The sequence below is a fragment of the Pseudarthrobacter raffinosi genome (assembly GCF_023913735.1).
Classification (GTDB): Bacteria; Actinomycetota; Actinomycetes; order Actinomycetales; family Micrococcaceae; genus Arthrobacter; species Arthrobacter raffinosi.
In genome coordinates, this window is the sequence record NZ_JAMXBH010000018.1 from 64055 (window position 1) to 91045 (window position 26991).

Below are 26991 nucleotides of genomic sequence, written 5' to 3' on the forward strand. Positions count from 1 at the left end.
CGCTTCAGGTGCGGGTACTGTCCCGCTCCACGATGGAGTAGTCCACGGAAACCACACGCTGCTCGTGGCCCCTGTCCGCCATCCGCTCCGTCAGCAGGCGCAGGGCTTCGCTGGCAATTGCACGCTTGTCGAAGGAAACCGTGGTCAACGACGGAACCGCGTAGCGGCCGTCGGCGATGTCATCAAAGCCCGCCACCGCAATGTCCTCCGGGATGCGCAGGCCCCTCTTCCACAGCACACTCAGGGCGCCGATGGCCATGGAATCCGTGAAGCAGAACAGCGCCTCGGGAAGGGGGTGGGAGTCCAGATAGGCAGTGAGCGCATCGGCAGCAGTCTGCGGCGTCCACTTCTCACAGGGAATCAGCAGCGACTCGTCCCGTTCGATGCCAAGGATCTCCAACGCCTCTTCATAGCCCTGGGTTCGCTGGATCGCCGCAGCCGATCCCCTGCCTTGGGTGGTTCCCAGGACGGCGATCCGCCGGCTCCCGGACTGCGCCAGGGCGAGAGTCATGTCGCGGGCGGCAGCGAAGCTGTCCACGAAGACGCGGTCGGCGAGCTTTTGTGTGACCTCGCCGAGCAGGACGACGGGCGGAAGGGCAACGCCCACCTGGACGGCACTCTCGTCCAGCACCACAGGGTTGAGGATCAGCCCGTCGATCAGGTTGGAGCGGGCGCGCACCATGAGTTCGTGCTCGCGCTGGGGATCGGAGCCGGTTTCCTCGATCTGCACGATCCAGCCCTGCTCGTGCGCCACTTCCACAATGTGGTGGGCAATTTCTGCGGAGTACGGCGTGCCCAGATCAGGCAGGGCCAGCGCAATCACGCCGGACCTCCCGTTGCGCAATCCGCGGGCGGAGAGGTTGGGCACATAATCCAGCTCGACGATGGCCTGCTCCACCTTGGTCCTGGTGGCGCCACTGACTGGAATGATGCCGTTCATGACGTTCGAGACAGTCTTGGGTGAAACGCCGGCACGACGCGCGACATCCTTGACCGTTGCGCGCACTGCTCCCCTTTCAAAGCCTTCTGGGCCAAAGCCGGCGGCCAGTGAATGCCGCTGAGGATGACCTGCTGACGATGTTACCGCTCTCCCCGACGGGAGGCGGCGAAGCGTCTTGACAGGAAATTTGTTAGCGCTCACAGTTGGTGGAGTGAAACTTACCTTCACCCGAAAGCCGAGCACATGAAGAACTGGGCAGGAAACCTCAAGTACTCATCAGCGGACGTCTTGCGCCCGGAGTCGGTGGCTGAGCTCGCCCAGGTGGTGGCGCGCTCCAGCCGGGTCAAGGCCTTGGGGTCGCGACACTCCTTCAACCGCATCGGGGACACAGACGGCGTGCACGTGCTGCTGGATGCACTGCCACAGCACATCGAACTGGACGCGGAACAGCAGAGCGTCCGCGTCAGCGGCGGAGTGAGCTACGGCGCCCTTTGCCGTACGCTGCAGCAGGCCGGCCTGGCCATCCACAATCTGGCGTCGCTGCCCCACATTTCGGTGGCCGGGGCAGTCCAGACGGCCACCCATGGATCCGGTTTGAACAACCCCTCCCTGGCCGGAGCGGTGGAGGCCATTGATCTGGTCCGGCCCTCCGGCGAGCAGGTCTCGCTGTCCCGCGCGGACGGCGAGGAGTTCCTGGGCAGCGTAGTGGGCCTGGGCGCCCTGGGCATCGTCACCGGCCTCCAGCTTGCCGTCCGGCCGAGCTTCAGCATGCGCCAGCGTGTTTTGGAAAACCTGCCGTGGGAACGGGCGCTGGCGGATTTCACGCAGCTGGTGTCCAGCGCCTACAGCGTGAGTCTTTTCACCGATTACGCGGGCGATAGCATCAGCCAGGTCTGGCTCAAGGCGCTGGACTCGGAGCCTCCCATCGGTGAACTGTTCGGTGCCACGGCAGCCATCGGCCCGCGGCACCCGCTGCCCGGGATGTCGGCCGAGAACTGCACGGTCCAGATGGATGAGCCCGGGCAGTGGCTGGACCGGCTCCCGCACTTCCGCCACGAGTTCACGCCCAGCAACGGTGAGGAACTGCAAAGCGAATTCATCCTGCCACTGGAGCAGGCACCTGCCGCGATCCAGGCCGTCCGGAGCCTGGCGGACAAACTTGCGCCCCTGCTGTTTGTCTCCGAAATCCGGACCGGCGCCGCGGACGCATTCTGGCTCAGCCCCTTCTACCGGCAGCAGAGCGTTGCGCTGCACTTCACCTGGAAGCCGCTGCAGCCGCAGGTGGAAGCCGTACTTCCGGAGCTCGAGGACCTGCTTCGGCCCTTCGTGGCCAGGCCGCACTGGGGCAAGCTTTTCACGCCCGACGGTCACGACTGGGACTCCCTCTACCCCCGCTTAACGGATTTCCGCTCGCTGGCATCGGCGCACGATCCGGAGGGAAAATTCCGCAACGGGCTGCTGGACAGCATCCTCGGCGTCCCGGCGGTGAGCTCACGCTAAGCAGCACACACCACCAGTCCTCAAACGGACGACGGCGGGACACCCCGCCGTCGTCCGTTTGCGTTGGGTACGGCTCCCCTACAGCGCCGACCAGCCGCCGTCGGAGGCGAGGATGGTGCCGTTGACGTTGGTGCCGTCGTCGCTGAAAGTGGGCAGGATCGTCCAACGGCTCAGGCGAGACTACCGGTGGTATTGCCGTGGAAAGCCCCTGCTGTGGGCGGCGGGCACGTCGCCCACAGCAGGGGTCTTCATGGCTGCCGCGGTCAGACGGCCGGCTGATGCTGGGTGATGCAATGGATGCCGCCGCCCCGGGCGAAGATGGCGCGGGCATCGACCGTCACCGCTTCCCGGCCCGGATACGCCTGCTCCAGGATCCGGCTGGCTCCCGCGTCCGCGGGGTCGTCGAAACTGCAGGCGATGACGCCTCCGTTCACCACCAGATGGTTGATGTAGCTGTAGTCGACCCAGTCGAGCTCGTCGCGCAGCGTGTCCGGGGCCGGTACCTCCACGATGTCCCAGACACGGCCCTGCGCGTCCCGGGTCCCGGCGAGCATCGCGATGATATCGGCGGTGATCTGGAAGTCCGGGTGTGATGGGTTGCGCTGGGAGTGGACCAGCAGCACACCGGGCGACGGGATAGCGGCCACGATGTCCACGTGTCCGCGGGTTCCGAGTTCCTGCGAATCACGGGTCAGCCCACGTGGCAGCCAGATGACATGCGTGGCGCCGATGGTGCGGGCCAGCTCGGCTTCGACGTCAGCCTTGGTCAGGTGCGGGTTCCGGAACTTATCCAGCTGCACCGTCTCGGTGACCAGCACGGTGCCCAGACCGTCCACCTGGATCCCGCCGCCTTCATTGACCAGCGGGCTGTCCAGCAGCTCCGCACCGGCCTCCCTCACCACTTCCGCACCGACCCCGGAATCCTTGCCCCAGCTGGCCCATTCCTGCTGCCCCCAGCCGTTGAAGACCCAGTCCACCCCGCCCAGCCGGCCGTCGTCGCCGGTCACGAATGTGGGCCCGATGTCCCGCATCCAGGCATCGTCAAGGGGCGCTTCCACCAGGTCAATGCCAGCCGAAAGATAAGTCCGCGCGGCAGTCATGTCCGGCGGGTCCACGACCATGGTGACAGGCTCGAAATCCGCCACAGCATGCGCCACCGCTGCCCACGCCGTGCGGGCCTCATGGGTTTCCTCCGCGGTGTGCCCTATCGAGGATCGCTCCGGCGGAAATGCCATCCAGACCCTTTCCTGGGGTGCCGTTTCGCTCGGCATCATCCAGGTCATGGCTGGGCCGCGGTCTGCTGTGCGGATACCGCCCCGTACGGACGGTCGAAATCGACGTCCCGGGTGAGCTCGGCATAGGTGTCGGGGCGGCGCGTGGTCAGGAACGGGAACAGGTCCAGCCAGTCCTTGCGCTGGTCCAGGTCAAGGTCGGCCACCAGGACGGCTTCCCGGTCCCGCGGCGCTTGGACCAGGACGCGGCCGTAGGGATCGGAAATGAATGAGGAACCGTAGAAGTTGATGTCGCCTTCGTCGCCCGTCCGGTTGGGGACCACCATGAACCTGCCGTTCGTGATGCCGTGGCCTGTGATCACGTGCTGCCACAGCGGCTGGTGGTCGAACTCCGGGAAGGTCGGCTCCGAGCCGATAGCCGTGGGGTAGACCAGGATTTCCGCGCCGGCCAGCGAATACAGCCGGGCGACCTCCGGGAACCATTCGTCCCAGCAGGTGGGGAGTCCGACGGCGGCCCCGTCCAGTTCCGCGGGGCGGTGCACGGGGTAGGCGTCGACGGCCGGCCCGGCACGGAAGTACGTGTCCTCGTAGTAGCCGGCGCTGACGGGAATGTGGGTCTTGCGCGTGCGTGCCAGCAGCTCCCCCTGGGGCGAGACGAGGATGGCGGTGTTGAAGCCCAGCCCGTCGTTTCCGTCTGAGCGCTCGTAGAGCGAGGCGTGGACGGTGACGCAGTGCTTCCGGGCCGCGTTGGCGGCGAACTCGAAGGTGGGGCCGCTGAGCAGGTCCTCGGCATTCCGGGCGGGGTTACTGCCGGCCCGGACGTTGGCAGGATATTTGGACAGCGTAAGTTCCGGCAGGAACACGGCCCTGGCTCCGGCGTCGGCGGCTTTGCCGATGGCCCCGGTCAGCACCGACCTGAGCTCGGCGGCGTTTTCGCGCCAGCGGTGCTGGACCAGGGCCGCTCGGAGCGGCCGGCGGGTGCTTTCCTGGCTCCGGGCGAAAGAGGCGGGCGGTTCGGTGTTGGCGATGATGTCCAAGGCGGTGTTTCCTAACGGGACCCTAGGGGTCCTTGCATAATCGCGGGATTCCGCTGGAATCGCGTCGTTTGATAAGTGGTTGAGAGTTGGGTCGGTGGTTCATTTGCCCAGACCCTGTCCGGAAGGTTCCTGCAGGGTCGTCGGGCGTGCTGTGGTGAGTGAGTCGATGGCCGTCGTCAACAGGGAACGCGCGTGGTCTGTGGTGATGAAACCGTTGAGCCAGCGGCCGGAGATCCCTTCCACCAAACTGGTGAGGATCTCCGCAGTGACTGCGGCCTCGTCCTCGCTGGTGCCTTCGCTGGCGGCCACGATGGCCTGGGCGATCTCGCGGTTCCATTCCGCCGTTGTCCGGGAAAGCGGTTCCGCCAGCTCCTGTTCGAAGATGGAGCACGCCCGGAGCTCGTTCCAGGCCACCGAATTCCGGCGGACATCAGCGTCGTCCTTGATTTCGTCAAGGAGCAGGTGCCTGAAGTGCCGGGCGCGGTCTTCCGCGTCAGGGGAGGAGGGGGCGGCGTCGTCCTTGCTGACCTGCTTGTTGATGTGTTCAAGCGTTGCGGCAAGCAGGCCGGCCCGGTCGGTGAAGTGGTAGTACAGGAGGCCCGGCGAAACACCGGCTTCTGCAGCCACATCGTTGACCCGCATTCCCCGGACGCCGTTCCTGGCGATGCAGGTGGTGGCGGCGGTGAGGATCTTGGCTAGTTTGTCAGTCATGGTTTGACAGTAATACGTGCTCACCCCGCTCCGGTCCGGCCTCGGCCAGGGAGGCAGGCGGTTCGGGCCAGAGCCGGAGCGCCGCGAGATAGCCGACGGCTCCGATGACTGTGGAGCCAAGGAAGCTGAGGTCGATTCCTCCGGCGAGCTGCGAGAGCGGACCGGCGTAGAGGGATGTGTCCGTGGCCAGCAGGCCGAATGCTGATCCGATGGCCCAGGGGATCACGGCCCGGAGGTTCCAGCCGTTGCTGAACCAGTACCGTCCGCGAGGTCCGTTGGCGCGAAAGAGCTGGAGGTCTGCGGCGTGGTATGTGCCGCGGCGGGCGACCAGGAAGCCCAGGACGTTGATGGCCACCCAGGGGCCGGCGAATCCGTTGAGCACCAGGGTCATGGCGGTGATGGAGTCCACCGCGTTGAACACGAAGACACCAAGGTAGAGGAGTCCGACGGCGATCACCGACGTGATGAGCGTGGTGTGGATGCGGCGCAGGCGCGGGAAGAGTGCTTCGAGGTCCAGGCCGCTGGCGTAGAGGTTGAGCACGCCCTGGCCTAGCCCGCCGGCCAACGCGATGATGAGGATTGGGAGCAGGTACCAGGCCGGCGCGGACCGCACCAGGTCTGCGACATAGGAGCCGCCGAGTTCCGGGATGGCCGAGGCTGTGAAGGCGCCGAAGAGGGCAGTGACAAACAGGCCCAGGAACACACCAAGGCAGGTGGCGCCGACCACGGACCGGTCCGAGTGGAGTTTCCCGGAGATGCGCCGGCTGTAGTCGCCCAGCGTGGGCGCGTAGGACAGTGGGCCTCCGACGGAAATGACGGCGGACAAAATCCAGGTGGGCCAGAAATCGCCCAGAAGGTAGTCGGCGTGCACGGTGGTGGGGCTGAACGTTGGAGCGAAAGCAACGACGCCGATGAGCAGCAGAATGCCGACCACTGGGGCGACAAATTTCTGCATCGCCACCACGGTGCCGTGGCCAAAAAGCGCAACCAATACGATTTCCACGGAGATCACGGCGTAGCCGATGGCCAGCGTGGTGCCGTCAACGGACACGCCCAGCAGCCGCTCGGCGGCGGCAACCAGCGCGTCGCCCGAAGTCCAGACCGCGATGGCGGCGTACGCAAGGGCGAACAACAGGGTCAGGGCGGAACCGATCAACCTCCCGCGGGTGCCGAAGTGTGCGGCGCTGGAAACGGTGTTGTTGGTGCCGGTCCGTGGCCCCAGGAGGGCCATCGGGGCGATCAGGGCTGTACCAACGAGGAGACCGGTGAGGCTGGCCGTGGCGGCGCCGACGAAGTCCAGGCCGAAGGTGATGGGAAGCCAGCCGAAAACGATGACCGAGAAGGCGAAGTTGCCGCCGAAGAACACGGTGAACAGGTTCCGGGGGCGGGAGGTGCGTTGTTCGTCGGGGATGAACTCAATGCCGGCCGACTCAATGCGGCCGAAGCGGTCCTTGTGCGCGGATGCGGCACCGACGGAATCCGCGTCTTTGCGGAAGCGCGTGCTGATCATGGCAAGCCTTCGTGAGCTACATCACGTTGATGTATCGCATCAACCATAAGGCCTGACTGAATTTTCAGTCAATAGCTGATCCACAACACGCATCTCCGCCACCATGCAGCACCGGACGGGTCGGAGCGGCCGGCGTCCGGCTGAACTGTGGTGGGGCCTTGCGGTGGTGGGTGATGGACGACGGCGGGACCTCCCGCCGTCGTCCATTTCCGTTTTGTCAGGCGTCGCTTAACGCGAGGTTGCTGGAGAGTTCGCGGTGCGCGTCGGCCTGGAGCTGGAGGGCCTTTCCTCGGGTCTCGAAGACGCCCACGGCGTCGGCTCCGGCGGCGAACCGCAGCGGGGGTTCGTCCAGTTCGGCCAGCTGGATCAGCGCGTCGGCGAGCTTGGCCGGGTCCCCGCCCTGGAGGCCGTTAATGCCCTTCCACGCGGTGACCGTCTGCGCGGTGCGTTCGGCGTAGTCCCCGATGGTGGATTCCGCGTAGCTGGTGGATTCCGGGGTGAGCAGCTCGGCGCGGAAGAACCCCGGCTCCACGATCATGGAGCGGATGCCGAACGGTGCGACCTCGAGTGCCAGGGATTCCGCCCAGCCTTCCACGCCGAACTTCGACGCGGCGTAGGCGGACAGGAACTCGCCGCCTGCGAGGCCGGCGGTGGAGGAGATGGTGACCACCAGGCCGGAGCGCTGGGCGCGCAGGACCGGCAGGGCAGCGCGGGTGACGTTCATGGGACCGAACATGGTGGTTTCGATCTGTTCCGTTTGATGCCAAACCCAGCAGCTGTAGCCTGTACGTCCGGTCCGGTGACGCCACGGCTCCGAATCCCTAGTAGAGATCAGCAACGGAAGGCGGGCATGAGCGTTCGGCAGGAATCCGCGACGTGGGTGGCTACGCTGCGGCGGCACACAATTCCAACAGAGCTGGGCCCGTGCACTGTGCGAGTCCAACAGGGCATCGGAAGCGGGGCTCCGGCGTCCGGCACACCGGAGGTGTACCTGCACGGCGCCGCGGGATCCTGGGCCACCTTCCGGCCGCTGCTTTCCGAAGCATCGCACCACGATCGTGTCCTGATTGACCTGCCGGGCTGGGGCGAATCCACTAAGGGAGCCCGGCTGGAACACTTCGGCATCGAGACGATGACACGCGCAGTCACCGATGTACTGAACTTGCTCAACTACCCGCGATGGAACCTCGTGGGCCACTCCATGGGAGGCTTCCTGGCTTTGCATATTGCCGCGACGTGGCCGGAGCGGACCGCCAGCGTGGCTGCCATTTCGCCCACAACATTCGGCGTGTCTGAGGCCGCCCGCGAGCCACTGCGCAGCCTGTCCCGGTTCCCGGCGTTTGTCGGCATGATGCTGCTCATGCGCTCACTGGCGGCCCTAGGTCCAGCAGGGCTGGCAATGGTCCGCGCAGTCGGTGCCACACCCGTGATGGGACCGTTGATGTCACCGTTCTTCGCAGATCCCCCAGGCATGTCAGCTGGGGTGATCCGCGGGCTCGGCCATAACGCCCGTCCGGCCAGCTTCTCCGCGGCTGCCCGGGCAGTGGCGCACTACGACTTTAACCAGTGGCGCGGCATCCGCTGCCCCGTGCTAGCAACCCGCGGGGAAACTGATGTATTCACGTCTCCCTCCGACCTGGACCGGCTGGCCGCCACAGTGCCGCAAGTCCAGACTGTGACGATCCAGCATTGCGGGCACTTCGCCCACGTCGAGCAGCCGGAACAGGTGCAACGACTTCTCGAGGACATGTGGTCACTGTGACCGGGCAGCGTGGCCAAGCGGACGACGGCGGGACGTCAGCTGCGGGCGCAGGTTGAACTAGCCGCTATGAAACCTGCACTGCGCCCGGCTTGCCGTCTTCGACCTCGAACACCGCATGCGTGTACTGCCCTGCGGTCCGGGTCCCCACTCCGGTGGCCATGCGAAGCTCCGTGCGCCAGCGCTCGGGAGTGACCTGGCAACGGACGTAGCCCCGCCGGTCGCCATCGAAGAATTTGATGTGCGGGTTGAACCCGATCATGGGCTCGTAGTAGGGCCCGTAAACCGGCACGTCGCCGTTCGTGCTGATGGAGGTCCCGACGAATTCGGTGGCCACCACCGGGGAGTCCGGCTTGTCGAAGTCGAGGTGAACGTCGTTGACGAAGGTGGAGTGCCAGTCGCCCGTGATGAACACGGCGTTGCGCACCGCCGGCTCGGCGATCACATCCAGCAGCCTCTTGCGGGCTGCCGGAAAACCGTCCCAGGCGTCGTGCCACAGCAGCTCGCCCGCGGCACCGTCGTGGTCGAGGCGGGAGACCATGACGTTGTTCCCCAGGATGTTCCACCGCACCTCTGAGTCACGCAGTCCGTCGTAGAGCCACTGCTCCTGCTCTGAGCCGAGCATGCTGATTGACGGGTCGTACGCCGCTTCGCATGCCTGGGCTTCTCCCCAGCCGCACGGCGGGGCGTCGCGGTACTGGCGTCCATCCAGAACGTCCAGCAGCGCGAGGCGGCCATAGCGCAACCGCCGGTAAAGCTGCATTTCCGTACCGCGGGGCAGCGACCGTGCCCGCAAGGGCTGGTGCTCGTAGTACGCCATGTAGGCCGCGGCCCGCACTGCGGTGAAGGCCTGGGTCTGCCCCTCCCAGCCTCCGGCATAGTCATTCTTAACCTCGTGATCGTCCCAGGAAACGACGAACGGGAACCGGGCGTGCGCCGCCTGCAGGTCGGGATCGGACTTGTAGAGAGCGTAGCGGGCCCGCCACTGCTCAAGCGTCTGCGGGGCCGGCTGGGCAGCCGCCGGGACAGGTGTGCGACGCAGCCCGCCGCCTGCGGCGATCTCGTACTCGTAAACGTAATCGCCCAGATGCACCACAAAGTCGAGGTCCTCTGCGGCCATATGGCGGTAAGACGGAAAGAAGCCATCCTCCCACTTCTGGCAGGAGGAGAAAGCAAAATCGAGCTGCCGTACATCCGCCCCGGGGGCCGGCAAGGTTTTGGTCCGGCCCACGGGGGACAAGTGGTTACGGAACTTGAACTCGTAGAAGTACTCGCTGTCCGGTGCCAGGCCCTCGACCTCCACGTGGACCGAATGCCCCAGCTGCGCCGGGGCGTGCGCGCTCCCGCGCTGGACAACATCGCGCATCCCGGCGTCACTGGCCAAACGCCACTCCACCACCGCATGGCCCGGCGGCATGCCGCCGTTCGGGTCGAACGGTTTCGGGGCCAGGCGGGTCCACAGCACCACGCCGGAAGGCGTGGGGTCACCGGATGCGATACCCAGCGTGAAGGGATCGTCCTTGGCCCGCGCCGGCGCCGACGCAGCGTCCGCCCTGGTAGCCGGGGCGGCCGCCAGCGCGGCGGCAGCGGAGACACCGGCCACCCCCGCGAGGAAGAGGCGGCGGTCGATCAGATGCGAGTTACCGGGCAGTAGGAGAGGCATGGAGCCAGCATGGCCGCGGACCGTGAACAGGAAGGCAGCCTCCGGGAACCGCCAGGGAACCCGCCGGCTAACAAGCCATGAACCGGGAGAAGCATGCGTCCCCTCGTCCGGCCCGGTGACGCCGCGGCTCCGATCCCTGATAGAGATCAGCAACGGACGGCGGGCATGCGCGTTCGGCAGGAATCCGCAACGTGGGCGGCTACGCTGCGGCGGCACACAATACCAAGAGCTGGGCCCGTGCACTGTGCATATCCAACAGGGCTTCGGACGTGGGTCTCCAACGTCCGGTACGCCGGGCTTCCTGGCTTTGCATATTGCCGCGACGCGGCCGGACCGGACCGCCAGCGCCGGCACTGATCCGCGCAAGCTGTGCGGCCACTTCGCCAACTTCGAGCAGCCGGAACAGGTGCGTCGCCTGCTCCAGGGCCTAAGGTCACTGGGACAGGACAACAGGGCCGAGCGGGTCCTCGTGGAACCGAGTCACCAAGCGCCCGATATGTGTTGCATGTTGCATGCAACAGGGGTAATTTATACGGATGCAGATTATTCGAGGTGCCGATTCCAGATCTCCGCCGCTCGTTTACCAGGCGAGTTAAGCCCAGCTGAGAAGTGAGTCAACGTCGCCCGTGGGAATGCCGCGTTCGTGGGCTTCGCGCAGGATAAGCAGCCGGGCCGTATTGAGTATGTGGCGCCGCATGTCCTGTCCGGCTTTCTCGGCCTTCCCGGCCACGAAAGCCTCGTAGACGTCCCGATGGTCCTCAAAAGCTTCCCGGGAAGAACGCGATTTGGGGACGGTTTCCACCCCAGTGAGCAGGACGACGTTACGCAAGTCCTCCAGTATTTTCACCACCCGGTGATTGCCGGAGGTAGTTAGCAGCGCCAGGTGGAAGTCGCGGTCGGCCCGCAAAGTAGCAGCAGGACCGCCGCTCTCGGCAATTTTCTGAAAGGTGTTGAACGCCTCTGTGACCCTTTGGACATCGGCGTCCGTGCGGACTGCGGTAGCTTGCCGGGTCACGGGCACCTCGAGCATCAGTCGGACCTGGAATCCCTCGATCAGGTCTTCCAACGTTGTTGACCGGACACGGATCCCTCTATTGCGCTCGACTACTACAAGGCCGGCCTTCGCCAGTTGCTGCACTGCCTCCCGGACCGGCGTTCGCGACACACCCAGCCATTCGCCCAGCTGGGTCGCGGAGTAAAGCTCCCCCGGCTTCAACTCGCCGCCCAATATCGCAGTTCGGAGTCTTGTGATGGCCTGATCTGTCAGATTGACTGCACGTTCAAGGTTGTCCACGAGCACATTCTCGCACGGACAACTTTCCACCCAATGATAAGGATCGACATGCCCACGGAACCATTGCGCTGCGCCGTCGTCGGCGGTGGCATTATCGGTGTCGCCGTTGCACGGGAGCTGACAAACCGACTGGAAGGAGCCTCGGTCACTGTCTACGAGAAGGAGGAGAAACTCGCCTCTCACCAGACGGGCCACAACTCCGGAGTGGTGCACGCCGGCCTTTACTATGAACCCGGCGGCCTGAAGGCCACGCTGTGCCGCCGCGGAGTCCATCTGCTGAAGGAATACTGCGCCGCCAAGAAGCTGCCCTACGATCAGTGCGGCAAGCTCGTCATCGCCCAGACGGCCGAGGAAAGCCGGCGGCTTGACGCTATCTTTGTCCGGGCACAAGCCAACCTGGTACCGGGGGCCAGGATGCTCAGCGGCGCCGAGATCAGGGACGTGGAGCCTAATGCTGTCGGGATCTCGGCACTGCACTCGCCTGAGACGGCCATCGTCGACTATGCCGCCATCACCAACGCCTTTGCCGGCGACGTCCGTGAGGCAGGCGGACAGATCAGGCTGGGTCAGGAAGTCCGCTCTCTTGAACAGCAGGGGCAGGGCGTCGTGGTTCACACCAGGGACGGAGGTGAACACTACGACCTTGTGGTGGCCTGCACCGGGCTCCAATCCGACCGGCTGGCCGCGTCGATGGGGGAACCCTCCACCCCGCGCATCGTGCCGTTCTTCGGACAATACTTTCTTCTCGGTTCAGAGGCCCGCAGCCAGGTAAAGGGCCTAATCTATCCGGTTCCTGATCCACAGCATCCCTTTCTTGGAGTGCACCTCACCAAGCGCATCGACGGCGAAATGATGCTGGGCCCCAACGCCTTCATCTCGTTCGGACGGGAGTCCTACTCCTGGAAGGACGTCAATGTGCGCGACGTCCTGGACTATGCGCTGTTCCCTGCTTTCTGGAACTTCGCCCGCAAGAACCTGCCCTCGGCTGCGCGTGAGTTCCAGACCGTCGTCAGCAAGCGCAAATTCATCGCCGAGGCAACGCGTTTCGTCCCTTCGCTCGAGGGTGCGTCCATCGTTCCCGGCACGCGGGGTGTACGTGCCCAGGCGATGAACGCTGACGGGTCCCTCGTGGATGACTTTGTGATTGCCCGCCGCCAGGACACAGTCCTTGTACGCAACGCCCCCTCACCCGGCGCCACCTCCTCCCTGGCCATCGCCGAATACATCGTCAACCAAGCGCTCGAAGGGCGCGCCGTCCCCGGGCGGGCCGGCGCCCAGTAACCGGAAGCGCCTCCTCAGCGGAAGGCCGGAATCCCGGTGATGTGGTTGCCCAATATCAGCGTGTGCACCTCGTCCGTTCCCTCATAGGTGCGCACGCTCTCGAGGTTGTTGGCGTGGCGCAGCGGGGAATAGTCCAGGGTGATGCCGTTGCCGCCAAGCATGGCCCGGGCATCGCGGCAGATCTTGATCGCTTCGCGGCAGTTGTTCAGCTTGCCCACGGAGATTTGGTGCGGCTGGAGGACTCCGGCGTCCTTCAGCCGGCCCAACTGCAAAGCCAGGAGCGTGCCCTTGTTGATCTCCAATGCCATGTTGACGAGTTTCTCCTGGGTCAGCTGGTAACCGGCTAACGGCTTGCCGAACTGCATGCGCTGCTGCGAGTAGTCCCGTGCCGTGAGGTAGCTGTCACGTGCCGCCCCCATGGCGCCCCAGATGATGCCGTAGCGGGCCTCATTGAGGCACTCAAACGGGCCGCGGAGGCCCTTGGCCTTGGGCAGCATGGCACTCGCCGGCAACCGGATGTCCGTCAGTTCGATATCGCACTGAATGGACGCACGCATGGACAGTTTCTGCTGGATGGGGGTGGCCTTGAACCCGGGGGTGTCGGTGGGGACGACGAAACCGCGGACGCCGTCGTCCGTCATGGCCCAGATGATGGCCACCTGCGCCACCGAGGCCAGCCCGATCCAGCGTTTGGTGCCGTTGAGGATCCAGTCGTCGCCGTCGCGTTTTGCGAAGGTCAGCATGTTCCCGGGGTCGGACCCGGCGGAGGGCTCGGTGAGGCCGAAGCAGCCGATGGCGGTTCCAGCGGCCATGCGCGGAAGCCACTCGTGCTTCTGCTCTTCCGATCCGTGCTTGGCTATGGCGCTCATGGCCAGTGAACCCTGGACGCTGACAAAGGTCCGCAGCCCGGAGTCGCCGGCCTCCAGCTCCAGGGCGGCCAGGCCATACTCCACCGAGGTCCGGCCGGGGCACCCGTAGCCCTTGATGTGCATGCCGAGCAGGCCGAGTTCAGCCATCTGCGGGACTATCTCCAGCGGGAACTCCGCGTGCTCGTACCAGTCAGCAATATTCGGTTTGATGACCGAGTCCACGAATCCGCGGACCTTCTCCCGCACGGTGACTTCCTCCGGCGTGAGCAGCGTGTCGATGCCGATGAGGTCTGAAGTGTCAGTCATGGTTCTACTTTCCGGTGGGATGGGTTTGGGGGGCTGCCCGGTGGGTCCGCGCCGGGAACGTCGCTCCGCTGTGTTCGCCGAGCAGCGGCGGCAGCCGCCGGTACGTGGCGGGGGTTTCCGAGAGCTGGATGGGGTTGGCTACCTGTCGGGAGGTTCGGGGGCTGGACTCGTCCGCAATCTCCACTACGGGCTCCAGCCCCAGATCGGCGGCCAGCTGGATCGCTTCGACGATGGAGTTGACCTTGCCGGCGGGTACGCCCGCTTCACTGAGCAGGCCCGACCACTCCACTGCCGGCTTTTTTTGAAGCTGCTCCTCAAGCAGCGCCTTCAGCGCGTCCCGGTGGGCCACCCTGTCCACGTTCCCGCGGAACCTGCTGTCGTCCGACAGTTCGGGAATGCCCAACACCCGTGCCAGGGCGGCAAATTGCTTGTTCGTTCCCACCGCCAAGGCGAGGGGCCCGTCCGCGGTGCGCAGCGTCTCGTACGGCGCGATGCTGGGATGAGCGTTGCCCATTCGCTGCGGGGATTCGCCCGTAGCCAGGGTGCTGGAGGCCTGGTTGACGAGCCCGGCAAGGAGCGAGGACAACAGGTTGACGTTGATCAGCTGTCCCCTGCCGGTCTGGTCACGGCTCCGCAGAGCGGCAAGGATGCCTACCACCGCGTTTTGGCCGGTCACCACGTCCACCAGCGCCACCCCCACCTTGCTGGGTTCCGACTCCGGGGATCCGGTGACGCTCATGAGTCCGCCCACGGCCTGGACCAGAAGGTCATATCCAGGCAGGTGCGCCCCGCCCTTGCTTCCGAATCCGGTGATGGAGCAGTAGACCAGGTCCGGGCGCTCCACCCGCAGGGTTTCATAGTCCAGTCCGAAGCGCCGCATGACGCCCGGCCGGAAGTTCTCAACGACGACGTCGGCGGCCAACGCTATGTCCCGCGCCTGCGCGAGCCCTTCCTCGGTGCGCAGGTCGCACACGACCGAGCGCTTGTTCCGGTTGACGCTGGAGAAGTATGTCCCCGCGCCGTGTTCGTCCACGGGGGGCACCCAGGCCCTGGTGTCGTCGCCGCCCGGGCTCTCCACCTTGATCACATCGGCGCCGAAATCAGCGAGCATCATGGTTGCAAAGGGCCCGGCGAGGACCCGGGAGAAATCCGCCACCTTGATTCCGTCCAAGGGTGCGGCGGCGGGAGGGCCGTGAGGGAAAGATGGGGTGCTGCTCAACGAGCGTCAGCCTCCTTCGGTTGTGGTTCGGCAAGCTCAGTTGGAGGCGGTCACGGGATTGCTGAGGGTTCCGAGGCCCGTCACGCGGCATTCAGCGAGGTCCCCCGGCTCGATGTGCACTGCTCCGGGTGTTCCCGTGGAGATGATGTCACCGGGGAAGAGCGGCATGACCTTGCTGTGGAAACTGATCAGGTAGGCCGGGTCGTAGCGCATGTGCGACACCGTATTGCTGCGGCGCACCTCCCCGTTGACCACGGTGGACACCGTGACCTCGGCCAGGGAGCCGGCGGCCTCTTCCACCTCGGCGAGGGGCACGATCCGGGGGCCGAAGGAGAAGAATCCCGGAAAGTTCTTGGAGCGGGTGAGGAACCGCGGATTGCGTTGCAGGATGTCCTCCGCGGTCTGGTCCAGGACCGGTACGACGCCGGCGAGATAGGACAGGGCATCCTCCGGCTCGACATTGCGGCAGTATCGACCGATCACGACGGCGATCTCCGCCTCGGTGGTGGTGCGCTGGCTCTGCTCCGGGATCGGGATGTTCTCGTCCGGGCCGATGACCGTATGGTCACCCTTGATAAACGAGGCAGGCTCGTCGGGCACGGCCTCGGTGAGGTCGGAGGCGTGCTCGACGTAGTTCAGGCCGATTCCCCACAGCATGCGGGGGCGGCGGTACGGGGCGCCGTAGGTGAGGTGCTCCGGATCGCGGAAGACGGCGTCCTCGGCGTTGGCTGCGGCCGTTTCCAGGTCCCCGAGCAGGCCTCCGGTCAGGACATCGAGGATGTCGCCGGTAAAGCCCGGGAGCAGGTCGCGGACCAGCGCGGCTCCGCGCCGCGGGTGGACGACGGCCGCCTCTTCGCGGGCCTGCCCGGGGGCGGCCGCATCGGGGGTGTGTTCGTCGCGGATGGCGCATAGATGAAGGACGCGGGAAGTCATGGAATGGTTCTTTCGGTTAGTAGGAACGGACCAGTCCGCCGTCGCAGCGGATCTGTTCCCCGGTCACGTAGGAGGCAGGCCCGCTCGCGAGGAAGGCCACGACGGCGGCAAATTCTTCGGGCTTGCCGTACCGGCCGGCAGGGATCGAAGCTTCCGAGTCCGCCCTCGTCTCCTCCGGCGAGCGGCCGGTGCGTTTGGCCGCCGCTGCATCCAGTGAGCCGACGCGGTCGGTGTCGATGCGGCCGGGAAGCACCATGTTGACGGTCACGCCGTCCCTGGCGACCTCCGCCGCCAGGGTCTTCAGGTAGCCGGCGAGCCCCGCCCGCCCGATGTTGGACAACGCGAGGTTGGGCAGCGGCTGCTGCACGCCGCTGGAGCCCACTGCCACCACGCGCCCCCACCCACGGACCCGCATGCCCGGAAGCACGAGGGCAGTGAGCCGGATGTGCTGCAGCAGCAGCTGGTGCACGGCGCCAAGGGACTGTTCAACGGAGACGTCCGCGGCGCCGCCGGGCGGCGGTCCGCCGCTATTAAGAATGAGCACATCGATCGCGCCAAAGGCCTCCTCCGCCGCTTCCACCAAGGCCGGCGGGGCGCCGTCGTCCATGAGGTCAATGCCGACGCCGACGGCGGAACCCAGGCGCGCAGCTTCCGCCCGCACCAGGTCCTCGCGCCGCGCCGCCAGCACCACGTTGGCGCCTTCCTCGGCCAACGCCCGGGCAATGGCGAGGCCTATCCCCGAACTTGCGCCCGGAACCAGGACGTTCTTTCCCTTCAAACCGGTCTCCATCAGGCCATCACCACCCGAACGGCTTCGAGGTGGGCATCGATGAGGTCCGCCAGCGCCGGCGGCAGTTTCGGAGCGGGCGGCCTCACGATGGATTCAGCGATGATGCCGCGGCGGCGCAGCACCTCCTTGCGCAGGGCCAGCCCTACGCCGGGCTGGGCCTCAAAGTTCACCAAGGGCAGCCACGGAGCGAAAGCCTCGCGCGCGGCGCGGAATCCGCCGTCGGCCCATGCGCTCAGGGCGGCCTGAAGTCCTTCGGGATGCGAGAATCCGGTCATGGCACCGGCCGCGCCGGCGGCCAGCTCATCCAGCAGCCCCACTCCCCCGAGTCCGCCGTATACGGGCACGGACGTGGCACCCGTCAGCCTCGCGATGGCGGAGGCCGTCGGCGGCGCCTCCGACTTGATGGCTACGATGAACGGGCACTGCGCGAGGACCTCGAGGATCTGCGCCGCGCTGATATTTACCCCGGATGCCACGGGGTAGTCCTGCAGCACGATTCCCGCGCCCGTGGCGCGGTGCACGGCGGTCAGGTGGGCCGCGAGCACCTCTGGATCGGAGCTGTTGGCCTGCACCATAAGTGCCGCAAGGTTGCTGCCCGCCGCCTTAACCGCGGTACGGGCTTGCCCCAGCGCCACTGCCGTTGACCGGGCTGAGAGGCCCACCACCAGAGGCGCGCCCTTCCCCTCCTCGGCAACGGTGCGCACAATCAGGGCTTGCTCCTGGGCATCGAGGGATGCTCCCTCGCCGAAGACGCCAAGCACCACCATCCCGGTAGCCGGCAGCGCGGTGTAAAGCTGCACTTCGCGGCGCAGGGAGTCGGTGTCCACGGCAAAATCCGTTCCGCTGAACGGTGTGGCCAGAACTCCCCAGAGGCCGGGGGCAAGGTGCGGAATCGGTGTCGTCATAGTGATGCGTCGTCCTTTCGGTCAAGGGCCATGTCTGTGCGGTGTCTGCGAAGCCCAATGATGTGTACCAGGACGCCCACGGCAATGATGGCTGCCCCGATGCCGATGTAGAGCGGCTCCATGACCAGCATCGGCAGTGACCCGACGCCCAGCAGGACCCGTTCGGGCCAGCGGGCCGGGCCGAAGAGCCAGGCCCCGGTTGCCACGGCAAGGGAGGCCACCGCCAGCAGTGAGACGGTGAATGCCAGTGCAATCGATCCTGGACTGCCCTGCAGCAGCAGCCCGACGCCGTCGTCGGACAGGACAAAGATGAACGGGACCAGGAACGCCGACAGTGTGTACCGCCAGGTCAGCCACATCGTCTTGATCGGTCTGCCGCCGGTGATGGCCGACGCCGCGAACGGGGACAGCGCGGTGGGCGGTGACACCTCGCTGAGGACCGAGTAGTAGAAGATAAACATCGCAGCCGCGAAAGCGGGAACGCCGACATCCTGCAGGGCGGGTCCGATAATCACCCACGAGATGATGAAGCTTGCCGTTACCGGCACCGCAAGTCCCAGGAGGGTGACGGAGATGGCAGAGAAGATGGCGGTCAGGAGCAGGCTGCCGCCGGCAAAGTCCACGATGATGTTCGCGAGCTTCAGGCCCAGGCCGGTGAGGGTCATGATTCCCACGATGAGGCCGGCGGCCGCCATGACCGGGATCACGGACAGGGCGCCCATGGCGCCCGTGGCGAGCGCGTCCCAGATCCGCTTGGGCGTCAGCCAGGATTGGCGATCCAGGAAACTGAGCACGAATGCGAGCGCGGTGGCGAACACCACGGCCCGGAACGGGGTCATGCCCATGGCCATGAACACCACGATCGCAAGGAGGGAGCTGAAGTGGTATCCGAACCGCAGCAGCAGTTTGCCGGCCGGCTTGACGTCCAGCTCCACCGCCTTGGTCTTGAACCGCCGAGCGTCCATTTCGATGGCGAGGATGATGCCGAAGTAGTAGAGGACCGTGGGAATGGTGGCCCAGATGAGCACCTGCAGGTACGAGACTCCAAGCAACGCGGCGATGATGAAGGCTGCGGCGCCGAGCGTGGGCGGGGACATGATGGCGCCGATACCGGCAGCGGCCAGGATGGCGCCGCCGTGTTCCTTCGGGTAGCCGGCCTTGCGCAGCAGCGGCCAGGAGATGCCGCCCAGGGTTACGGTGGTAGCGACGCCGGAACCCGACACGGTGCCCAGCAGGAAACCCGCGAGGGTCACGGTCCGGCCGGGACCCGACTTTGACTGTCCGAAGGCAGAGAAAGAGAGGTCGATGAAGAATTTGGTGGCGCCCGAGGCGCCCAGGACGGCGCCGTAGATGGTGAAAAGAATGATGTACGACGCCGCAACGTCGGTGGGAACCCCGAACAGGCCTTGCGTCCCCATGACGTTGTGGCCAACAAGTCGGATCCAGTTGAAGGAGGACGTGTTGAAGGGGGCAGGGACGAACGAACCGAACGCCGCATACGCGAAAAAGCCGACCACGACCAGCGGAACGAGGATGCCCACCGTCCGGCGGGATGCCTCCAGGGTGACCAGGATGGCGATCACGCCCATGATCAGATCAAGGTAGGTCGGCGTGATCGCGCGGCGGAAGAAGCTGTCCCAGTCCGAGATGATGTACGCGAACGGAACGACCGCGATTGCGGCAAGCAGCCAGTCAAGTATGTGGGGGTTGTCAGAACGTCCGGACGCCTTGGCGGCAGCCGAGCGGCCCCACCCGCGGTAGACCAGGAACGTCATGGGCAGCCCGACCATCAGGAACGCGGGCAGGTAGAACTGGGTGGGCATGGGATTGAAGACCCAATAGAGCGCAAACAAGGACAATGCCACGCCGATGGCCTTCACCGCGATGCCGGGTTTCCCGTTCAGGTGGCGGGCAGGCTTTTCAGCCTCAAACTCCGCGATCAGCGCCTCTTCATCGATCACCGCTTCCTTGTCCCTGGGGTCGGCGGTGACACCGTCATCCGCGTTCCTCCGTCCGGTGCGCCCCGGGGGCTCAGGCGACGTGCGTGCCTGAACGGCGCCGTTGCCGTTGGGCTTCTCGGTCATGGGGTCTCCTTGAGGGATAGCACAACGAACGGGTCGCTGTCTTCGACTAACTTCCATAGTTCAAGCGGCGGAGCGCCCGGAACGTACACGGTGCGGAGGCCCAGATCAGTTGCTGCCAGCGACAGCCGGCCAAACTCCGCAGGGTGCCCCGGATCTGGGTCCGCCACCCACTCCCTGCGGTCGCCTTCCCCGGCCGCGGACGGCGGCCCGGGGACGGCGTAGTACTCTTCGAGCACCGCCAGCTGATCGGCGGCCAGCTGCACCAGGCGGTAGCTGCCGTCCTCCTGGACGGTGTACCGCTCTTCAGCGACGGTGCCGTAGATGGAGTTGCGGTAGCTCACTGCGAACGTGTCCCCGGCAAGGGGAATGCTGGCCAGCACGCCGCCGTCGTTGCTGATCACGACGGCGCGGGGACGGTGGGATTCCATCGGCGCGCCGGCCACGGCAATCCCGCCTGCTCCCAGCATGCCGAGGCAAACGAGACCGACGACGGCGGCGGCTGGCTTACGCATGGGGTGCTAGCTTCCGGACTTGTCGAAGTACGCCTTCGAACCTGGGCAGGCGTCCACGAACTCAACCTTCCCCGCGGTGGCCTTATCCATCTCGCCGGCTGCGGGGTGGACCTTGATCAAGGCCTCTTTGTTGTCAAAGAGTGCGGTGGTGATGTCCTGCTGGAGCTGCTTGTCCATTTTCTTGCTGGCGACCAGGATGTTCGGCGAAGCGATCGCCGGGACCGCCTCGGTCTGTCCTTCGTAGGTGTTGGCCGGGATGTCCTGCTCCACGTAGTAGGCGCCGTATTTCTCCGCAAGGGGTTTGGCGTACTCCCCGATTGAAAGCAGCTTCATGTCGCCGTCCCCGGCCAGGTCGATCAGCGCGCCGGTGGGCAGCCCTCCGGACCAGAATCCGGCGTCGATCGTTCCGTCGCGCAGCGCAGCGACGGTCTCCGCCGCGCCGAGCTGGCGGCGCTGGATGCCCGACTTCGGGTCAATTCCGGCGGCCTCAAGGATGCGCAGCGCCGCTACCTCGGTGGCGGAGCTGGGCGCGCCGACCGAGATGACTTTGCCCGCCATGTCCTTGACGTTCTGGATTCCCTTGTCGTTTACGGTGACGGCCTGCATAAAGTTGTTGTAGATGTTGCCAAGGGAGCAGACCTCCTGGGGCTTTCCCGCGAATTTGCCCTCGCCCTTGACGGCATCGGACACCACGTCGCCCACTGAGAAGGCGAGCTGTGCGGACCCGTTCTCGAGCAGCAACATGTTGTCCACGGAAGCGTTGGTTTCCTGCACCGTGGCGTCATAGCCCTTGATGTTGTCCCGGATCACAGTTGCAAAGCCGCCGCCCAACGGATAGTAGACCCCGCCGGTGCCGCCCGTCGCGATGGACAACATGCCTCCCTGGCCGGCTGTGCCCCCGCCGCCGCCAACGCCGCCGCTGCTGGGGGCGGGGCTGCCGCACGCGGAAAGGAAAACTGCCGGTACAAGGACAGCTGCTGCGCACAGGCGGCGCATGCGCCTCCGGGCAGTGATGTTCATAGCAATCATGGTTGTATCTCCCTGTTTTTGATCATGCTGTTGGCTGGGTGGGCGTCAATTGGCTTGGCGGTCAAGTGGCCTGGTGCAGGGGTTCTCCGGCGGCGGCTGGTGGAACGGGAACATCTCCGGCGGCGAGGATGCCTGCCAGCAGGCGGTAATAGCCCACCAGCACCGAAAGCTCCGTAATGCCACCGTGTCCGAAGTGTTCAAGGGCGGCAGCATGCACGTCCTCGTCAACGGCGGTGCCTCGCAACAGGGAACGCGTCAAACTCAGCGCCGCGCTTTCGTCCGCAGACAAGGTGTCCGGGACATCGCCGTCGTGCAGCTGCTTCAGCTCGGTGCCGTTGATGCCAACGGTCGTGGCGACCAGGCTGTGCGCGTACCACTCGTAGGCGGACTCCAGCTCGGCGGCGACGGCGCAGATCACCAGCTCCCGGGTGCGGGCCGGCAGCGACCCGTCAAAGCGCAGGACGGCGCCCAGGGCCTGTACCGCGTTTCCGATCGCGGGCGAGTACAGCAGCGCGTTGAAGGGGCCGCTGAGGCGTCCGTTTTCGTCGACAATGGAAAACGGCCCGTTTCCCCTCGGTGGGCCGGCGATGACCCCGTACAGATCGCGCTGCTGGTTCGAGAGTTCATGCGGCATGAGGAGCGGGAAGCGGCCGCCCAGCCCGGAAGCGTTGGATCCGGCTCCAAGGTGGTTCGATTCACACAAGGGTCCTGCCCCCGTCCACGTACAGGACATGACCGGTGACAAACGCCGCCTGCCGGGAAGACAGGTAGAGCACAGGACCGGTGAGGTCATCCACCGTCCCGAGCCGGCCGGCGGGGACCATTGAGGTGTAGTGTTCGCGAACCCCGGGGCGATCCAGATGCATCCTGGTAAGTTCAGTGTCCACGTAGCCGGGGGCGATGGCGTTCACCGTTACTCCGTGGGCGGCCCACTCGCGGGCCATGACCCGGACCAGCTGGTTGATGCCGCCCTTGCTGGCCGCGTAGGGGCCGTGGTCGGGGTGCGCCAGGAGGCTGGAGACCGACGAGCAGTAGATCTGGCGCCCGAAGCCGGCCTCGACCATGACGCGGCCGGCTGCGCGGCCGAGTCGGAAGGCGCTGGTGAGGTTGAGCTCGAGGATGCGGTTCCAGTCCTCATCCGCGGTTTCGAGAATCGGCACCCGGTGGTTGACGCCAATGGAGTGCACCAGGATGTCCAGTCCGCCGAGCCGTTCCTGGGCCGACGCAACGGCATCCTCACAGCCCTCCGTGGACGTGAGGTCAACCCGTTTGGTGGCCACGCCCGGACCAAGGGCAGCCAGCCGGGACTCGTCGCGGTCAACCGCGAGTACGCTCGCCCCGGCTGCCACGAACTCCCCAATGCAGGCACTCCCGATTCCGCCGGCGCCGGCCACCAGGACGCGGGCGCCGTTCAACCCGAGCCAGTCGTTCACGGAGGCCACATCCGTGTGGAGGGTCGCGTCACTCATGGGTAGAAATCCGCACCATTGCGGTTAATTGAAAGACCATTTGGATAATGTATCCAATATCACCCCGAACTGTAACCGGCGTCACACAATCGTTACGTTATGGGCGGCTCGGGGCTTCCAAGAACGTGCGGAGGGCGTCCACGGCATGCTCGCGGTGTTCGTCCATCAGGGCGACGAGCAGCCCGACGTCCCCGTCCGCATAGGCCTGGACGATGCCGGCGTGTTCGCGTTCCACTGTGGCCCGATTGTGTTCCGCCCCGTAGTAGACGAACCGGTAGGCCTCGGTCGCATCCCACAGGACCTGAACGATCCGCTCCAGGCGCGGCATCTGGGCCGCTGCCAGCAGTTCGAAGTGAAACCGCCGGTTCGCCTCGGTCATCTTCAGCAGATCACCGGCCGCGCTGGCCGCTTCAACGTCACGGGCGGACGCCCTCATCGCTGCGAGTACACCGTCACTCCGGTTTCTGACAGCAGCCTGCGCGGCCTCCGCTTCCAACAACTGCCTGAGCCGGTAGACCTCCAGGAGGTCCGTGAGCGACAGGCTGGCGACTTTGTGCCCGCGGTGCGGCTCGTAGACCACCTGGCCCTCGCTTTCGAGGACCTTGAATGCTTCGCGGACGGGAACCCTGCTGACGCCGAACCGCTCGGCGAGCGTGTTTTGACGGAGCGGCTCACCGGGCAGGAAGTCCCCCGCGATGATTGCGCGCCGCAGCTCGGCAAGGACGAAAGCTTGAGCGGTGGGAGGGCGCCTAAACTCTTTCGCGGCGTCCTCGCTCATCCCGTCACCGCAAACGCATCTGCTTTCACACCTGAATCCTAGCTGGCGGGCTTCCGCCGCCGTCCTCGTTCCCGCCGGTCGCACCCCCGCTGTGGTCCGAAGCCTGTCGCCGCCCGGCGCGCAGGGCGTCGGCGATGACTTGGACCAGGTGCCGGCTCTCCAGCCCGGCCAGGTCGCGGACCTGGGTGCGGCAGGAGAAGCCGTCGGCCATGATGCCGTGATCGGGAAGGGCCTCCGCCTTGGCGAGAATCCCCCTGCGGGCGATGTTCTCGGACACGTCGTAGTGCCCTTTTTCCATGCCGAAGTTGCCAGCCAGTCCGCAGCAGCCGGCTGACGTTTCGACGTCACATCCCATGGCTGTCAGCAGGGCTTCATCGGCCGCGTAACCCATGACGGAATAGTGGTGGCAGTGCGGCTGAACGAGGAGCTTTTCCACGGCGAGCGGTGGAGTCCACCCGATCCCGGCCAGGAGTTCAGCGACAGTTCTCACGGCAGCTGACACTTCCGCGGCGCGGGGATCGTCGGCCAGGAGTTCCACCAGGTCCGAGCGCAGCGTCGCGGTGCAGCTGGGCTCGAGACCAACCACCGTCCGGCCGTCCCGGACGTGCGGCAGAAGGAGGTCTACCGTTGCGCGGAGCTTCGCTTTCGCGGCCGTCAGCTGGCCTGTGGAGATGAGAGTCAGTCCGCAGCATGCACCGGGGCCGGCAAGCTCGACATCGCAGCCTGCGGCCACGAGAACTTCGACGGCGTCGCGCGCCACCTCGGGCGCCAGTGCGTCGGAGAACGAATCGACCCAAAGCAGGACTTTGTGTCCCCCTTTCCGGCCATGGCTGCGGTTCCGGCCTTCTTGCGTTCGTCTGAACGGAGCACGGGGCAGCGGCGGAAGGGACCGGCGGAGGTCGGCCCCCATGAGCGCCATGATGGTCTTGCGCAGCACCGGAAGGCGTCCGGCGAGGTTGACCAGGGGTGCCGCCGGGGCGGAGAGGCGCAGCCACTGGGGAAGGCGCCCCAGCGTGTAGTGGCTCAGCGGGCGTATTCGTCCCTTGTAGGACTGGTGCAGGGTTTCGGACTTGAACATGGCCATGTCGATGCCGGTGGGGCAGTCGCTGGCGCAGGCTTTGCAGCTGAGGCAGAGGTCGAGCGCGTCATGCACTTCCGGTGAGGACCAGCCTAGAGTCACCACACCGCCGTTCAGCATCTCTTGGAGTACCCGGGCCCGGCCGCGGGTGGAGTCTTTCTCCTCGCGGGTTGCGGTGTAGGACGGACACATGAAACCGCCCTGTGGGCCCAGGTCCGCGCGGCATTTTCCGACCCCTACGCAGCGGTGCACGGCTTTGGTGATGTCGCCGTCGTCGTGGGCGAAGGCGAATCCGTCACTGGCGCGCAGGGACAGTGCCTGGGGTCGGCGCAGGTCAGCGTCGAGGGGCGACGGCCGGACTACGACGCCGGGGTTGAACATGTCCTCCGGGTCAAAAAGAGCCTTGAAATCGCTCATGGCCCGAAGCGCTGCGGGGCTGTACATGGTGGGGAGCAGTTCGGAACGCGCCCTGCCGTCGCCGTGCTCACCCGAGAGCGATCCCCCGTGCGCGACTGCCAGGGCCGCGGCGCGCTCGAGGAAGCGGCGCATGAGCACCCCGTCGCTGTCCAGCGGGAAGTCGAGGCGGACGTGCACGCACCCGTCACCGAAGTGACCGTAAGCCAGGCCGGAAAGCCCTTCCTCATCCATCAGTTGTTCCAGGCCGCGCAGGTAGCTGCCCAGCCTCTCCGGAGGCACGGCAGAGTCTTCCCATCCCGGCCACGCCTGCTGACCTGAAGCGGTGCGGCCGGCCAGTCCGGCCCCGTCCGCCCGGATCTGCCAGAGGCGGGTGGCTTGAGGGCCGGCCGGCAGCACGATGGCAGCATCAGCACTGGAGGCGGAGACCAGATGTTCGGCTGACGCGATGGCTTCTTCAGCCGTGGCGCCGCCAATCTCGGCCATCAGCCAGCCGCCTCCTGCGGGAAGCGCCGGGACACTGGCCGGGCCGTGAGCCCGCCGCACGACGTCGACGAGCTTCGCGTCCAGCCCTTCCAGTGCCAGTGGGCGAAAAGGGAGCAGCGCCGGAACATCGTCGGCCGCGGTGGCCATATCCGCGTAGCCAAGCACAGCCAAGGCAGGGGCCACCGCCTGCGGAACCAGCCTGAGTTCTGCCTCGAGGATCACCCCGCAGCTTCCTTCTGTGCCGGTCAGGGCAGCCGCGAGGTTTTGGCCCTTCTCGGGGAGCAGGTGCTCCAGGGAGTAACCCGAGATCTGTCGACCGAATCGCCCGAATTCGGTCCTCAAGACGGCCATGTTTTCCGCCACGAAGGCTGCCAGCCCCGGCACGGCCTCCAAGGCGTGCGGGCCGGAGCCTGCGGTGACAATGTCACCCGAACCTGTCAGCCAGGTCATTGACACAACGTTGTCCGCGGTGCGCCCGTAGGAGAGTCCGTGCGGTCCACAGGCGTTGTTTCCGATCATGCCCCCGAGAGTGCAGCGCATAGCTGTCGAAGGGTCCGGACCGAACCGCAGCCCAAACGGGGCGGCCGCATTCTGAAGGTCACTGAGCACCACCCCGGGTTCCACAACCGCGGTGGCCGCTTCGGGATCGATAGCAAGGATGCGGTTCATGTAACGCGAAACGTCCAGGACCATGCCCGGGCCGATCGCGTTCCCGGCGCAGGAGGTGCCACCGCCGCGCACGGTCACTGGCATGCGGTGCTTCCGTGCGATTGCCACTGCCTCCTCGACGTCCCGGCGGGTCCTGGGAAGCACCACGATTTCGGGAACCACCCGGTAGTTGGAGGCATCGGTGGCGTATTGCGCCCGTGCCAGCGAGGAGTCATCCGCGGTCCCTTCGAGAACCGCGCGGAGCTCGGCGACAATCGCGTGCGTGGGTTGTTGCGGGATCGGTATATTCAGGGTCACGGCGGAAATGCTCCTCATTGGGCCGGTATGGTGCTGTTCCTTCGTGCGGCCTCCGTCAGCACTGTAACCGTGTTGGCGCGCGCTGTGTCGGACACCGGAGTGAAAATCTACTCCGTGGCGGCGGGCTTGGGTGACCACCTCTGCACCGGCTTCGCTCGGCATAGCCCCTCATATGCAAGCTGCGGTCGGCTGACGTCCGCAGAAGCAGAAAATCCGTCCGGGAGGA

23 protein-coding genes are annotated in these 26991 nt (G+C 66.0%); 3 read left to right on the forward strand and 20 right to left on the reverse strand.

Annotated elements, in window-relative coordinates; all coding sequences use genetic code 11:
* Positions 1-4: 4 nt before the first annotated feature.
* Positions 5-1006 carry a LacI family DNA-binding transcriptional regulator gene (locus tag NG698_RS16385; protein ID WP_252611033.1) on the reverse strand — a complete coding sequence of 334 codons (1002 nt, stop codon included), beginning with the start codon at positions 1004-1006 and terminating at the stop codon, positions 5-7.
* Positions 1007-1183: 177 nt separating this feature from the next.
* Here NG698_RS16385 and NG698_RS16390 point away from each other — a divergent pair, with 177 nt between their 5' ends.
* On the forward strand, positions 1184-2440 hold the full coding sequence (locus NG698_RS16390; RefSeq protein WP_252611035.1) for a D-arabinono-1,4-lactone oxidase: 1257 nt from the start codon (positions 1184-1186) through the stop codon (positions 2438-2440).
* Positions 2441-2703: 263 nt separating this feature from the next.
* Here the strand turns inward: NG698_RS16390 and NG698_RS16395 are convergent, their stop codons facing one another.
* The 5 genes from NG698_RS16395 to NG698_RS16415 all read right to left on the reverse strand — a co-directional run bounded on the left by NG698_RS16395 (position 2704) and on the right by NG698_RS16415 (position 7831).
* Positions 2704-3723 carry an agmatine deiminase family protein gene (locus NG698_RS16395; RefSeq protein WP_256471160.1) on the reverse strand — a complete coding sequence of 340 codons (1020 nt, stop codon included), beginning with the start codon at positions 3721-3723 and terminating at the stop codon, positions 2704-2706.
* The gene (locus NG698_RS16400) at positions 3720-4709 is read right to left on the reverse strand and encodes a nitrilase-related carbon-nitrogen hydrolase (RefSeq protein WP_256471161.1); all 990 of its coding nucleotides are present in this window, start codon (positions 4707-4709) and stop codon (positions 3720-3722) included. The genes NG698_RS16395 and NG698_RS16400 overlap by 4 nt, the downstream gene beginning before the upstream one ends.
* A 99-nt stretch (positions 4710-4808) precedes the next feature.
* Positions 4809-5420 (reverse strand): TetR/AcrR family transcriptional regulator, encoded by a 612-nt coding sequence (locus NG698_RS16405; protein WP_252600391.1) that lies wholly within the window; start codon positions 5418-5420, stop codon positions 4809-4811.
* Positions 5413-6930 carry a purine-cytosine permease family protein gene (locus NG698_RS16410; RefSeq protein ID WP_252611045.1) on the reverse strand — a complete coding sequence of 506 codons (1518 nt, stop codon included), beginning with the start codon at positions 6928-6930 and terminating at the stop codon, positions 5413-5415. The genes NG698_RS16405 and NG698_RS16410 overlap by 8 nt, the downstream gene beginning before the upstream one ends.
* A 217-nt stretch (positions 6931-7147) precedes the next feature.
* A complete protein-coding gene (locus NG698_RS16415; RefSeq protein WP_308293046.1) occupies positions 7148-7831 on the reverse strand; it encodes an SDR family NAD(P)-dependent oxidoreductase in 684 nt (227 codons plus the stop codon).
* Here NG698_RS16415 and NG698_RS16420 point away from each other — a divergent pair.
* Positions 7781-8692, forward strand: a complete 912-nt coding sequence (locus tag NG698_RS16420) for an alpha/beta fold hydrolase (protein ID WP_252611049.1) — start codon at positions 7781-7783, stop codon at positions 8690-8692. The genes NG698_RS16415 and NG698_RS16420 overlap by 51 nt on opposite strands.
* 64 nt (positions 8693-8756) lie before the next feature.
* On the opposite strand, the gene NG698_RS16425 is transcribed toward NG698_RS16420, so the two are convergent.
* Entirely contained in the window at positions 8757-10352 is a 1596-nt protein-coding gene (locus tag NG698_RS16425) for an alkaline phosphatase D family protein (protein ID WP_252611051.1), read from the reverse strand.
* A 592-nt stretch (positions 10353-10944) separates the two neighbouring features.
* Positions 10945-11646, reverse strand: coding sequence for a GntR family transcriptional regulator (locus NG698_RS16430; protein ID WP_252600382.1), 702 nt, complete (start codon positions 11644-11646; stop codon positions 10945-10947).
* Between the two features lie 48 nt (positions 11647-11694).
* On the opposite strand from NG698_RS16430, the gene lhgD reads away from it, so the two are divergent.
* A complete protein-coding gene (gene lhgD / locus NG698_RS16435; protein WP_252600380.1) occupies positions 11695-12927 on the forward strand; it encodes an L-2-hydroxyglutarate dehydrogenase in 1233 nt (410 codons plus the stop codon).
* 14 nt (positions 12928-12941) lie between these two features.
* On the opposite strand, the gene NG698_RS16440 is transcribed toward lhgD, so the two are convergent.
* The 12 genes from NG698_RS16440 to NG698_RS16495 all read right to left on the reverse strand — a co-directional run bounded on the left by NG698_RS16440 (position 12942) and on the right by NG698_RS16495 (position 26765).
* Complete coding sequence (locus NG698_RS16440; protein WP_252600378.1) at positions 12942-14102, reverse strand: acyl-CoA dehydrogenase family protein; 1161 nt, start codon at positions 14100-14102, stop codon at positions 12942-12944.
* A gap of 4 nt (positions 14103-14106) precedes the next feature.
* On the reverse strand, positions 14107-15321 hold the full coding sequence (locus NG698_RS16445; RefSeq protein WP_256471163.1) for a CaiB/BaiF CoA transferase family protein: 1215 nt from the start codon (positions 15319-15321) through the stop codon (positions 14107-14109).
* 36 nt (positions 15322-15357) lie between these two features.
* Positions 15358-16254 (reverse strand): fumarylacetoacetate hydrolase family protein, encoded by an 897-nt coding sequence (locus NG698_RS16450; protein ID WP_252600376.1) that lies wholly within the window; start codon positions 16252-16254, stop codon positions 15358-15360.
* 16 nt (positions 16255-16270) lie between these two features.
* Entirely contained in the window at positions 16271-17032 is a 762-nt protein-coding gene (locus tag NG698_RS16455; RefSeq protein ID WP_308216185.1) for an SDR family oxidoreductase, read from the reverse strand.
* A gap of 11 nt (positions 17033-17043) precedes the next feature.
* Positions 17044-17949, reverse strand: coding sequence for a dihydrodipicolinate synthase family protein (locus tag NG698_RS16460; RefSeq protein WP_252611053.1), 906 nt, complete (start codon positions 17947-17949; stop codon positions 17044-17046).
* A complete protein-coding gene (locus tag NG698_RS16465; RefSeq protein WP_252611054.1) occupies positions 17946-20033 on the reverse strand; it encodes a TRAP transporter permease in 2088 nt (695 codons plus the stop codon). The genes NG698_RS16460 and NG698_RS16465 overlap by 4 nt, the downstream gene beginning before the upstream one ends.
* Positions 20030-20545: a hypothetical protein gene (locus NG698_RS16470; protein WP_252611056.1), complete on the reverse strand. Its 516-nt coding sequence runs from the start codon at positions 20543-20545 to the stop codon at positions 20030-20032. The genes NG698_RS16465 and NG698_RS16470 overlap by 4 nt, the downstream gene beginning before the upstream one ends.
* A 6-nt stretch (positions 20546-20551) precedes the next feature.
* On the reverse strand, positions 20552-21574 hold the full coding sequence (locus NG698_RS16475) for a TAXI family TRAP transporter solute-binding subunit (protein WP_252611058.1): 1023 nt from the start codon (positions 21572-21574) through the stop codon (positions 20552-20554).
* Between the two features lie 61 nt (positions 21575-21635).
* Positions 21636-22277: a carboxymuconolactone decarboxylase family protein gene (locus tag NG698_RS16480; protein ID WP_252600365.1), complete on the reverse strand. Its 642-nt coding sequence runs from the start codon at positions 22275-22277 to the stop codon at positions 21636-21638.
* Complete coding sequence (locus NG698_RS16485; RefSeq protein WP_252600363.1) at positions 22270-23043, reverse strand: SDR family NAD(P)-dependent oxidoreductase; 774 nt, start codon at positions 23041-23043, stop codon at positions 22270-22272. The genes NG698_RS16480 and NG698_RS16485 overlap by 8 nt, the downstream gene beginning before the upstream one ends.
* A gap of 97 nt (positions 23044-23140) precedes the next feature.
* A complete protein-coding gene (locus tag NG698_RS16490) occupies positions 23141-23821 on the reverse strand; it encodes a GntR family transcriptional regulator (protein WP_252600361.1) in 681 nt (226 codons plus the stop codon).
* A gap of 25 nt (positions 23822-23846) precedes the next feature.
* The gene (locus NG698_RS16495) at positions 23847-26765 is read right to left on the reverse strand and encodes an FAD-binding and (Fe-S)-binding domain-containing protein (protein WP_252600359.1); all 2919 of its coding nucleotides are present in this window, start codon (positions 26763-26765) and stop codon (positions 23847-23849) included.
* Positions 26766-26991 lie beyond the last annotated feature (226 nt).

Bases quoted from the DNA above. Each gene is read 5' to 3' on its own strand.
- NG698_RS16390 (WP_252611035.1), top strand. From the start codon at position 1,184: ATGAAGAACTGGGCAGGAAACCTCAAGTACTCATCAGCGGACGTCTTG.
- NG698_RS16395 (WP_256471160.1), bottom strand. From the start codon at position 3,723: ATGACCTGGATGATGCCGAGCGAAACGGCACCCCAGGAAAGGGTCTGG.
- NG698_RS16405 (WP_252600391.1), bottom strand. From the start codon at position 5,420: ATGACTGACAAACTAGCCAAGATCCTCACCGCCGCCACCACCTGCATC.
- NG698_RS16410 (WP_252611045.1), bottom strand. From the start codon at position 6,930: ATGATCAGCACGCGCTTCCGCAAAGACGCGGATTCCGTCGGTGCCGCA.
- NG698_RS16420 (WP_252611049.1), top strand. From the start codon at position 7,781: ATGAGCGTTCGGCAGGAATCCGCGACGTGGGTGGCTACGCTGCGGCGG.
- NG698_RS16425 (WP_252611051.1), bottom strand. From the start codon at position 10,352: ATGCCTCTCCTACTGCCCGGTAACTCGCATCTGATCGACCGCCGCCTC.
- lhgD (WP_252600380.1), top strand. From the start codon at position 11,695: ATGCCCACGGAACCATTGCGCTGCGCCGTCGTCGGCGGTGGCATTATC.
- NG698_RS16440 (WP_252600378.1), bottom strand. From the start codon at position 14,102: ATGACTGACACTTCAGACCTCATCGGCATCGACACGCTGCTCACGCCG.
- NG698_RS16450 (WP_252600376.1), bottom strand. From the start codon at position 16,254: ATGACTTCCCGCGTCCTTCATCTATGCGCCATCCGCGACGAACACACC.
- NG698_RS16460 (WP_252611053.1), bottom strand. From the start codon at position 17,949: ATGACGACACCGATTCCGCACCTTGCCCCCGGCCTCTGGGGAGTTCTG.
- NG698_RS16465 (WP_252611054.1), bottom strand. From the start codon at position 20,033: ATGACCGAGAAGCCCAACGGCAACGGCGCCGTTCAGGCACGCACGTCG.
- NG698_RS16470 (WP_252611056.1), bottom strand. From the start codon at position 20,545: ATGCGTAAGCCAGCCGCCGCCGTCGTCGGTCTCGTTTGCCTCGGCATG.
- NG698_RS16475 (WP_252611058.1), bottom strand. From the start codon at position 21,574: ATGATTGCTATGAACATCACTGCCCGGAGGCGCATGCGCCGCCTGTGC.
- NG698_RS16485 (WP_252600363.1), bottom strand. From the start codon at position 23,043: ATGAGTGACGCGACCCTCCACACGGATGTGGCCTCCGTGAACGACTGG.
- NG698_RS16490 (WP_252600361.1), bottom strand. From the start codon at position 23,821: ATGAGCGAGGACGCCGCGAAAGAGTTTAGGCGCCCTCCCACCGCTCAA.